The sequence below is a fragment of the Pseudomonas sp. 1 R 17 genome (genome assembly GCF_900067035.1).
GTDB classification, from domain to species: domain Bacteria; phylum Pseudomonadota; class Gammaproteobacteria; order Pseudomonadales; family Pseudomonadaceae; genus Aquipseudomonas; species Aquipseudomonas marginalis.
In genome coordinates, this window is record NZ_FKLB01000051.1 from 24294 (window position 1) to 34584 (window position 10291).

The following is a 10291-nucleotide window of genomic DNA, read 5'->3' on the forward strand; positions in this document are numbered from 1 at the left end:
GCTCAGCCGCGCTCGGACGGCACTGACGACAACTCGAACGGGCTGCTGCTGCGCCGCTGGTTGCGATCTTCACGTGGGGTGGCGCCAAAGAAGTTGCGGTAGGCGCTGGAGAAATGCGGCCCCGACGAGAAGCCGCAGGACAGGCCGATCTGGATGATCGATTTGCTGGTTTGCATCAACATCTGGCGCGCCTTGTTCAGGCGCAGTTCCAGGTAGTACTGGCTGGGAACGCGATTGAGGTATTGCTTGAAGATCCGTTCCAGTTGTCGTCGCGACACGCACACGTGCTGGGCGATCTCGTCGGTGGTAAGCGGTTCTTCGATGTTGGCTTCCATCAGCAACACCGCCTGGGTCAGCTTCGGATGGCTGGAGCCCAGGCGATTTTGCAAGGGAATGCGCTGGCGCTCGCCGCCTTCGCGGATGCGCTCCACCACCAGTTCTTCCGACACCGCGCCCGCCAGCTCGGCGCCGTGGTCGCGGGCCAGCACCGCCAGCAACAGGTCGAGTACCGACATGCCACCGCAGGCGCTCAAACGGTCACGGTCCCAGTCGAACAGGTGGCTGGTGGCAATGACCTTAGGGAAGCGCTCGGCAAAATCGTCCTGCCAGCGCCAGTGCACAGCGGCGCGGTAGCCATCCAGCAGACCCAACTGAGCCAGCGGGTACACACCCGCTGACAAGCCGCCGATCACACAACCAGCACGCACCAACTGCTTGAGCGCAGTGCTGAGCTGGGAGGCAATAGCCGTGGGCGGTTCGTCAGCCAACAGGAACAGCTTCTGGAAACCTTCCAGCTTGCCGGCCCACGGCTCACCCGGCAATTGCCAGGCCCCTTCGGTCGCCGGTTCTGCGAGCAGAAACGACAACTCGTAGACCACATCCGGATGCACCCGCTGAGCAACGCGCAAGGCCTCCTCAGCCAGCGCAAGCGTGAGTGCTTTTGTGCTGGGCCAAATCAGGAAACCAATTTTATGGGCGGTCATGGAGTGCTATCCGGAGCGAGTAACAGTAATGAAGACAGAGGCCAATGCTAGCCCGTAAACCAACACAAAGCTCAAAAACGATAAAGACCTGCTTTCCTGTAGGAGCGAGCTTGCTCGCGAAAAACCTGAGAACACCACGGGGCATCAGGCTTCCCGCGTTATCGTTGACGATCTTCGCGAGCAAGCTCGCTCCTACAGGGGGAAAGCAGCGGCCTTGATTATTTCAAGCTGCCGGACAGGAACTGCTGCAACCGCTCGGACTGCGGGTTGACCAGCACTTCCCGCGGGTTGCCACGCTCTTCGACGATGCCTTTATGCAAGAACACCAGCTGGTTCGACACTTCACGGGCAAAGCCCATTTCGTGGGTCACCACCACCATGGTGCGGCCTTCCTGGGCCAGGTCCTGCATGACCTTGAGCACTTCGCCCACCAGCTCGGGGTCGAGGGCCGAGGTGGGTTCGTCGAACAGCATCACCTCAGGCTCCATCGCCAGGGCACGGGCGATCGCCACGCGCTGCTGCTCGCCCCCGGACATGTGGCCGGGGAACGCATCCTTGCGATGGCCCACGCCGACCTTGGCCAAATAGTGCTCGGCCTTTTCACGGGCCTCTTTCTTCGACACGCCCAGCACATGCACCGGGGCTTCCATCACGTTTTCAATCGCGGTCATGTGCGACCACAGGTTGAAATGCTGGAACACCATCGACAGGCGCGAGCGCATGCGTTGCAGTTGCTTAGGGTCGGCGGCCTTCATGGCGCCGTCCTTGTTGGCCACCAGTTTCAGCTCTTCGTTATTGAGCAGGATCTTGCCGGCGTGGGGTTGCTCCAGCAGGTTGATGCAGCGCAAAAAGGTACTTTTGCCCGAACCACTGGAACCGATGATGCTGATCACATCACCGGCCGCGGCGGCCAGGGACACGCCTTTGAGCACTTCATGACTGCCATAGCGTTTATGCAGGTCTTGGACTTCAAGTTTGTACATGCGGTCGGTTCTCACAAAAACAGGTGGTCAGTCGTTGAGCAAGCGCCCGTGACGCAGCGCTTCGCGCCCCGCCACCTTGGCCAGCCAGAAACCCGCTTGGGCATAACGTAGCCGTTCAACGGCAAACAACACCCCCGAGGTGCCTGCGCAGATAATGCTCACGCGGTCTTCCAGGGGGTCAATCACTTCAAAAATCGGCTCGCCCTTCTCGATCCAGTCGCCGGCTTTACGCAGGTAACTGATCACCCCGGCGTGGGGCGCGAACAGCAATTCGGTGCCTTCGAAGGGCACGCCTTCACACGGTTCGTGTTGCGGCGCCGGCCATTCGCCCTTGATCAGGCCTTGCTCGGCGAGAAACGCGAGGATGCCTTCGGCGTGGAAGATCGCTTCGTCACGACCGGTGTCCGCTTGACCGCCCAACTCCAAGGTAGTCGCCAGGCAGGCCAGCGGGATCTGCGCGTCAGGGAAGGCGCGGGACAGACGCAGCCACGGCAACGAGCAGGCCTCATCAAACGAGCTGCCGCCGGAATCTTCCGCGAGCAGACCGACTTTCACATTCAAGTGCGCCGACAGCGAACGCCACTGCGGCCAGTGCTGGGGCAGCGCGTACATGTGCAGTGCGGCTTCGGCGTCGCAGTGCAGGTCGAGGACGATATCGGCGCTGCACGCATGGCTCAGCAGGATGCGTTGCATGCCTTGCAATTGGCTGCTCGGCTCGGGCAATGCGTTGAGCGCATCGGCCATCGCTTGGCGAATCATGCGCACGTTGGCGTGAGCATCATCCCCCAGCTTGCCTGTGAGCAACTCGGCCACCGGCTCGCTCAACTCAACGAAATCGCGGTTGAAATTCTTGCCGCTGCCCACTTCGAAACGGCCCTGGTGGCTGCCTTGCAGCAACTGGCCCAGGCCCATCGGGTTGGCCACCGGCACCAGCTCGATCACGCCGTTGAGGGCACCTTGCGCTTCAAGTTCGGCGAGGCGTTTTTTCAGCTCCCACGCGGCGCGCATGCCGGGCAATTCATCGGCGTGCAGGCTGGCCTGGATATAGGCCTTGCGCTCGCCACTGCCGAAACGGAACACGCTCAGTTGGCGCTCGCAGCCCAGGTGGCCCCAGGGCAACAGGTGATCGATACGTTCCATATCAGTGCTTCCGTGGAGCCAGGTAGCTCAGCCAGCGGCGCTCGGCCAACTTGAACAGGCGCACCAGGATAAAGGTCAGGCACAGGTAGAACACGCCGGCGGTGATGTAGGCTTCGAACGGCAGGTAAAACTGCGCGTTGACCGTGCGCGCGGCACCGGTGATGTCGATCAGGGTGACGATGGACGCGAGACTGGTGGTCTGCAGCATCATGATCACTTCGTTGCTGTACTGCGGTAGCGCGCGGCGCAGGGCCGACGGCAGCAGGATGCGGCGGTACAGCTTGTAGCGCGACATGCCCATGGCCTTGGCCGCTTCGATCTCGCCATTGGGGGTGGCCTTGAGGCTACCGGCAATGATCTCGGCGGTGTAGGCGCTGGTGTTGATCGCAAAGGCCAGGCACGCGCAGAAGGTCGCACTGGACAGCAGTGGCCACAGGAAGCTCTCGCGCACCGCTTCGAACTGCGCCAGGCCGTAGTAGATCAGGAACAGCTGCACCAGCATCGGCGTGCCGCGGATCACGTAGGTGTAGAGCCAGGCAACGCCGTTGACGACCGGTTGCTTGGACACACGCATCAAGCCCAGGGGCAAGGCGGCGAGCAGGCCGAAGAACAGCGAGATGGCGAGCAGTTTCAGGGTGGTCAGCAGGCCGCCAAGGTACAGCGGCATGGCCTCCCAGATGACGTTGTAGTCGAAGATCATAGATCAGCCGCCCTTACGCCTACCGAGTAGCGCTTCTCAAGATGACGCAAGGCCAGCAACGACACACTGGTGATCACCAGGTACATCGCCGCCACTGCGAGGAAGAAGGTAAAAGGCTCGCGGGTGGCATCAGCCGCCTGCTTGGCCTTGAACATCATGTCTTGCAGGCCCACCACCGAGATCAGCGCGGTGGCCTTGGTGAGTACCAGCCAGTTGTTGGTAAACCCGGGGATCGCCAGCCGGATCATCTGCGGCACCATCACCCGGAAAAACACCTGGAAGCTGCTCATGCCATACGCAAGGCCGGCTTCAGCCTGGCCCTTGGGGATGGCCATGAAGGCGCCACGGAAGGTTTCCGAGAGGTAGGCGCCAAAGATGAAACCCAGGGTGCCGATACCGGCGGCCAAGGGGTTCAAGTCGATATAGTCGTCATAGCCGAGCATCGGCGCGACGCGGTTAAGCAGGTCCTGACCACCGTAGAAAATCAGCAGGATCAGCACCAGGTCGGGGATCCCGCGGATCACCGTGGAGTACAAGTCACCCAGCCAGGCCAACCAGCGCACCGGCGACAGGCGTAACGCGACCCCGATCAGACCCAGAACAATGGCCAAGGCCATGGACGACAAGGCGAGCTGAAGCGTCAACCATGCGCCATCGAGGATGACGGCCCCGTAGCCTTTCAACATGATTCAGGTCCTCGAAAAGGGGGATGAAAAAATGGCGCAAACCGCAGGAATTCTGTTGCTTGCGCCATTTCGGACAGATCGCTGCGACGATTTACTTGGCGTCAGCGCCGTAAATATCGAAGTCGAAGTACTTGTCCTGGATTTTCTTGTATTCGCCGTTGGCACGGATCGCGGCAATGGCTGCGTTGATGCGGTCGAGGTTTTCCTTGTCGCCTTTGCGTACGGCGATGCCGATGCCGTCACCGAAGTACTTGGCGTCGGTGAACTGTGGGCCCACGAACGCGTAGCCTTTACCGGCTGGCGTCTTCAGGAAGCCGTCTTGCAGCAGGGTGGCGTCGGCCACGGTGCCGTCGAGGCGACCGGCTTCCACGTCCAGGTAGATTTCGTTCTGCGAGCTGTAAGGCACAACAGTGGCGCCTTTAGGAGCCAAGACTTCCTTGGCGAAACGATCGTGGATCGAACCGCGTTGCACACCGATCTTCTTGCCCTTCAATTCATCCAGGCTGTCGCTGACGGTGGTGCCTTCCTTCATCACCAGTTGCGCTGGGCTGAGGTAGTAACGGTTGGTGAAGTCCACGGACTTCTTGCGGTCTTCCGTGATGGACATGGACGACAGGATCGCGTCGATCTTGCGCACTTTGAGCGCCGGGATCAGGCCGTCGAACTCTTGCTCGACCCAGGTGCACTTGACCTTCATCTCTTCGCACAGGGCGTTGCCGATGTCGTAGTCAAAACCGACGATGCTGCCATCCGGTGCCTTGGAGGCAAACGGAGGGTAGGCCGCTTCGATACCAATTTTCAGGGGCTTGCCTTCAGCGAAAGCCTGCATGGACAGCACGGACAGCGCCAGGGCGCCCAACAGCACGAGTTTCTTCATCTTGGGACTCCATCGGTATAGGGCAAAACAGCAGTATGAGCCATGGCCCACGATGCGACTGAGTGAAACCGAATAGCGGTGCTGCGTCCTACACCAATTCAACAGTGGAGACGACGAGCGAGTGATCGGCATTCTAACGACAGGCCGGAAGCCGATATTTCCTCAATGCGACAACAATTTACAGAAGCACTGAGAAAGCGGTTCCAGCACATTGACAGCCTCTGAATTTTATGCAGAGACAAAAGATATTAAACCTGTTGATGCTGCAAATTGCGGGCCTATTATTCGCAAACCCTTCTAGCACGGCAAGTGTGGCGTTTAATCTTATGGCTCGGGGTGTCTAAGGCGCGGTTTTTCGGGGCATAAGCGTAGCCCTTTGCCTCAGGTTTGGGCGATGGGTTACACATTTGTGCCACTCGGTAACATTCAGAAACCTCCTACGCGAAAAACCGATATTTATTTGCCTGATGATCATGCGGGCCTGTCAGACCCTCCCCCCTACCCACCTTGGATTGCAATCCAAATGTAGGAAAGGCGGTGATTTTGAGAAATCATAAAAAAGCCCCACTCGGCATACACCGAATGGGGCTCTTTCCCACCTACCCCGCCTTACGCGACATTCATGGTCTTGTGTGTCTCAATCAAATGCGCCACTACACCTGGGTCCGCCAGGGTGGAAATATCGCCCAGCCCGTCGTACTCGGCCGTGGCAATCTTGCGCAGGATACGCCGCATGATTTTCCCCGAGCGCGTCTTCGGCAAGCCCGGTGCCCACTGGATGACATCCGGCGAGGCAATCGGCCCGATTTCCTTGCGCACCCAGTTCTTCAGCTCCAGGCGCAGGGCTTCGCTGGGTTCTTCGCCATTCTTCAGGGTCACGTACACATAGATGCCCTGGCCCTTGATGTCGTGCGGCACACCCACCACCGCCGCTTCGGCGACTTTAGGGTGGGCAACCATGGCGCTTTCGATCTCGGCGGTGCCCATGCGGTGGCCGGATACGTTCAACACGTCATCCACACGGCCGGTGATCCACCAGTAGCCATCTTCATCGCGACGGGCGCCGTCACCGGTGAAGTACATGCCACGGAAGGTCTTGAAGTACGTGTCGACAAAACGGTCATGGTCGCCGTACAGGGTACGGGCCTGGCCTGGCCACGAGTCGAGAATCACCAGGTTGCCTTCGGCGGCGCCTTCGATGATGTTGCCCAGGTTGTCCACCAGCGCCGGCACCACGCCGAAGAACGGCCGTGCGGCAGAACCCGGCTTGAGTGCATGGGCACCCGGCAGCGGGCTCATCAGGGTGGCGCCGGTTTCGGTCTGCCACCAGGTGTCGACGATCGGGCAACGGGATTGGCCGACATTCTTGTAGTACCAGTCCCACGCTTCCGGGTTGATCGGCTCACCCACCGAGCCCAACAGGCGCAGGCTGCTGCCATCGACGCCTTCGCAGGCAGCGGTGCCGGACGCCATCATCGCGCGGATCGCGGTCGGGGCGGTGTAGAGGATATTGACCTTGTGCTTGTCGACGATCTTGCCCACCCGGGTAATGTCCGGGTAGTTCGGCACACCTTCGAACAGCAAGGTGGTCGCGCCATTGGCCAGCGGGCCGTAGACAATATACGTGTGGCCGGTGACCCAGCCGACGTCGGCGGTGCACCAGTAGATTTCGCCCGGGCGGTAGTCGAATACGCGCTCGTGGGTCAGGGCCGCGTACAACAGGTAGCCGCCGGTGGTGTGCTGCACGCCTTTCGGCTTGCCGGTGGAACCTGAGGTGTAGAGGATGAATAGCGCTTCTTCGGCGCCCATCTCTTTGGGCGCACACACGGTGCCCGCCACTTTCATCAGGTCTTCGTACCAGATGTCGCGATGCTGGTTCCACTTGATCGAACCATTGGTGCGCTTGCACACGATGACCTTCTGGATGCTGCTGGTTTCCGGGTTGGTCAGCGCGTCGTCGACGTTGGCCTTCAGCGGAATCTTCTTACCGGCGCGAATGCCTTCATCGGCCGTGATCACCACCTTCGACTTACAGTCGATGATGCGACCGGCCAGGGCCTCCGGCGAGAAACCACCAAACACCACGGAATGGATCGCACCGATGCGGGTACACGCCAGCATGGCGACCACGGCTTCGGGAATCATCGGCATATAGATGGTTACCACGTCGCCGCGGTGTACATCCTGGCCACGCAGGGCGTTGGCGAACTTGCAGACTTCTTCGTGCAGCTCGCGGTAGGTGATGGTACGGCTCTCGGCCGGGTCATCGCCCTCCCAGATGATCGCCGCCTGGTCGCCGCGCTCGGCGAGGTGACGGTCCAGGCAGTTGTAGGAAACGTTCAGGGTGCCATCGGCGAACCACTTGATGTCGACATGGTGATCGTCGAAAGAGGTCTGCTTCACCGCGGTGAAAGGCTTGACCCAGTCAAGGCGCTTGGCTTGCTCGCGCCAGAAACCGTCGGGGTTGACCACCGACTGCTGGTACATGGCCTTGTAGGTTGCCTCGTCGGTCAGCGTGTTGGCTGCTACTTCGGGGCGAACGGGGTACAGGGAAGCCGCACTCATCTTTCTTACCTCGGTGACATAGTTGTTGTTGTATGACCCAGTTGTATCCGGGGTGGGCCTATAGAACCATTCGACGATGGTAGTAACAAGACCCTACAAAATGCCCTGCTATCCCCGTTTACCGCTCTGGCCCGCAGCCTGCGGGGCTTTGCGGGTGGGTGAAAAAACCTTTATCACGGGATTGTTACAAAAACCGCCAATAGTCTTTATCAAAAGCACCGGTATATGAATATAACCCGCAGGCCTAGAATCACTTCCGCCAACCAAGGCATTGTGATTAACACAACAGTGATTAACAACGTAACAGCCCCCACGAAGGCACGTTAATCCGAACTAACCAATCCTAAGTTACACACGTGGCCTCACAAGGGCCCCGTGACCCCTTTCGCCCTGAAGAAGGTAAGTAAAGAAATGAAAGCTCTCGTAGTTATGGCCCTCAGCAGCTTGTGCGCCACCGCCGCCCTGGCCGACGAGGCCCCGACCGAGCTGGCCGGCCAGAACGCCCCGATTGTCGAGGATTACACCTATAGCACCAAGCTGGACGTGGCCAAAGTATTGTCCATGAGCACAATCCCGGAAGTCTGCGAAGTTGTGCCGGTAAAGATGGAATATGAAGACTCCCAGGGTCAGCGCCATATCCTTAATTACCATGTCATGGGTAATGGTTGCTCTAACGGATAACAACTTCGTTAGTTGGAACAGACCCGGATCTTATTCGCCGCAAGAAATCGTTCTTGCGGCAAAGAACCGGTCCTCCCTTCCCGCCCTCAAAAAGCCCTCCCCTCTTCCCCACAATAAATAGCCCACCGCCCGTCAAAAATTTCCTACCCCATCAACCCCCCGCAAACCCTCACTCTGGCTCAAATAGCCGCCTTTTTGTCTCTGATCCGAGACCATCCGCCGCAACACAAAGCCGAATTTTTCCCTATAATGCGCGGGTAAATCGGGCCTGCAATATCCCTTTACACAGGGACGAAGAGCCAGATCTTGAGCCTGCGCTGGAGTATGCATCCACCGCTCCGCCCCTCAAGCCTCATGCAGTACCCGTTACCCAATTCCGTTTATTTGCCTGCGCGAGCTGTTGCAACAAACGATTCCTTAAGATCCACCGCGGCCCGAGGGCCGTGTGAACACCCAACCATCCGGTTTCACACGGGCACCTTTGAGCCCTCACGCAGGAGACGACACGTCATGCTGAGCTGGGACGAATTCGACAAAGAAGAAGACGGTGAAGTAGCCACCAAAGGCGCCAACGCCGGCCACGCCACCGAAGCCAACATGGACCGCCTCGACGGTGCCGGTGCCGCTGCCGCCATCGAAGCACGCGCCGTCACCGCCAGTGACTCCGCCGCCATCGTGCGCGCCAAGGCCGCCTTGGACAAACTCGACGTCGCCGAAGGCCTCGCCGAACTCGAAGGCGCCTCCGCCCGCGTCGCCGTTGACGAAAAGCGCATGATCAACTGCCGCGCCGACCTCAACCAACTCGTGCCCTTCAAGTACGACTGGGCCTGGCAGAAGTACCTCGACGGCTGCGCCAACCACTGGATGCCGCAAGAGGTCAACATGACCGCCGACATCGCCCTGTGGAAAAACCCCGAAGGCCTGACCGACGACGAACGCCGCATCGTCATGCGCAACCTCGGCTTCTTCTCCACCGCCGACTCCCTGGTCGCCAATAACCTGGTCCTGGCCGTGTACCGCCTGATCACCAACCCGGAGTGCCGCCAGTACATCCTGCGCCAGGCCTTCGAAGAAGCGATCCACACCCACGCCTACCAGTACTGCATCGAATCGTTGGCCATGGATGAAGGCGAGATCTTCAACATGTACCACGAGATTCCATCGGTGGCTAAGAAGGCAGCCTGGGGCCTGAAATACACCCGCTCCATCTCCGATCCGAAGTTCGAAACCGGCACCGTCGAGACTGATAAAGAGCTGCTGCGCAACCTGGTCGCCTACTACTGCGTCCTGGAAGGCATCTTCTTCTATTGCGGCTTCACCCAGATCCTGTCCATGGGCCGCCGCAACAAAATGACCGGCGTGGCCGAGCAGTTCCAGTACATCCTGCGCGACGAGTCGATGCACCTGAACTTCGGTATCGACGTGATCAACCAGATCAAAATCGAAAACCCACACCTGTGGGATGCCGAGATGAAGGAAGAAGCGACCCAGATGATCCTGCAGGGGACTCAGCTGGAGATTGAATATGCGCGGGATACCATGCCGCGCGGGGTGCTCGGTATGAACGCCGCGATGATGGAAGACTATTTGAAGTTCATCGCTAACCGTCGCCTGTCGCAAATTGGGTTGAAGGAAGAGTATCCGGGGACGACTAACCCGTTCCCGTGGATGAGTGA

The 10291-nt window shown here is 59.5% G+C and carries 9 protein-coding genes; 2 read left to right on the plus strand and 7 right to left on the minus strand.

Annotation, left to right across the window (positions count from 1 at the left end; genetic code table 11):
- Positions 1-2: 2 nt before the first annotated feature.
- The 7 genes from argR to acs form a co-directional block, all read right to left on the minus strand.
- Positions 3-983: a transcriptional regulator ArgR gene (gene argR, locus BFP99_RS17960; protein WP_065947832.1), complete on the minus strand. Its 981-nt coding sequence runs from the start codon at positions 981-983 to the stop codon at positions 3-5.
- A gap of 218 nt (positions 984-1201) precedes the next feature.
- Entirely contained in the window at positions 1202-1966 is a 765-nt protein-coding gene (locus BFP99_RS17965; RefSeq protein WP_010208310.1) for an ABC transporter ATP-binding protein, read from the minus strand.
- A 27-nt stretch (positions 1967-1993) separates the two neighbouring features.
- Positions 1994-3106: a succinylglutamate desuccinylase/aspartoacylase family protein gene (locus BFP99_RS17970; protein WP_065926196.1), complete on the minus strand. Its 1113-nt coding sequence runs from the start codon at positions 3104-3106 to the stop codon at positions 1994-1996.
- A gap of 1 nt (position 3107) precedes the next feature.
- Entirely contained in the window at positions 3108-3806 is a 699-nt protein-coding gene (locus BFP99_RS17975; protein WP_053140043.1) for an ABC transporter permease, read from the minus strand.
- Entirely contained in the window at positions 3803-4492 is a 690-nt protein-coding gene (locus tag BFP99_RS17980) for an ABC transporter permease (RefSeq protein WP_010208305.1), read from the minus strand. Before BFP99_RS17980 ends, BFP99_RS17975 begins: the two co-directional genes overlap by 4 nt.
- A gap of 91 nt (positions 4493-4583) precedes the next feature.
- Positions 4584-5369, minus strand: a complete 786-nt coding sequence (locus BFP99_RS17985; RefSeq protein WP_065926197.1) for an ABC transporter substrate-binding protein — start codon at positions 5367-5369, stop codon at positions 4584-4586.
- 609 nt (positions 5370-5978) lie between these two features.
- Positions 5979-7934 carry an acetate--CoA ligase gene (gene acs, locus BFP99_RS17990; RefSeq protein ID WP_065947833.1) on the minus strand — a complete coding sequence of 652 codons (1956 nt, stop codon included), beginning with the start codon at positions 7932-7934 and terminating at the stop codon, positions 5979-5981.
- A 411-nt stretch (positions 7935-8345) separates the two neighbouring features.
- Here acs and BFP99_RS17995 point away from each other — a divergent pair, with 411 nt between their 5' ends.
- On the plus strand, positions 8346-8615 hold the full coding sequence (locus BFP99_RS17995) for a DUF2790 domain-containing protein (RefSeq protein ID WP_027607759.1): 270 nt from the start codon (positions 8346-8348) through the stop codon (positions 8613-8615).
- Positions 8616-9125: 510 nt separating this feature from the next.
- Positions 9126-10291: ribonucleotide-diphosphate reductase subunit beta (locus BFP99_RS18000; protein ID WP_065947834.1), on the plus strand; the 1166-nt coding region annotated here is incomplete at its 3' end.

Bases quoted from the DNA above. Each gene is read 5' to 3' on its own strand.
- argR (WP_065947832.1), bottom strand. From the start codon at position 983: ATGACCGCCCATAAAATTGGTTTCCTGATTTGGCCCAGCACAAAAGCA.
- BFP99_RS17965 (WP_010208310.1), bottom strand. From the start codon at position 1,966: ATGTACAAACTTGAAGTCCAAGACCTGCATAAACGCTATGGCAGTCAT.
- BFP99_RS17970 (WP_065926196.1), bottom strand. From the start codon at position 3,106: ATGGAACGTATCGATCACCTGTTGCCCTGGGGCCACCTGGGCTGCGAG.
- BFP99_RS17975 (WP_053140043.1), bottom strand. From the start codon at position 3,806: ATGATCTTCGACTACAACGTCATCTGGGAGGCCATGCCGCTGTACCTT.
- BFP99_RS17980 (WP_010208305.1), bottom strand. From the start codon at position 4,492: ATGTTGAAAGGCTACGGGGCCGTCATCCTCGATGGCGCATGGTTGACG.
- BFP99_RS17985 (WP_065926197.1), bottom strand. From the start codon at position 5,369: ATGAAGAAACTCGTGCTGTTGGGCGCCCTGGCGCTGTCCGTGCTGTCC.
- acs (WP_065947833.1), bottom strand. From the start codon at position 7,934: ATGAGTGCGGCTTCCCTGTACCCCGTTCGCCCCGAAGTAGCAGCCAAC.
- BFP99_RS17995 (WP_027607759.1), top strand. From the start codon at position 8,346: ATGAAAGCTCTCGTAGTTATGGCCCTCAGCAGCTTGTGCGCCACCGCC.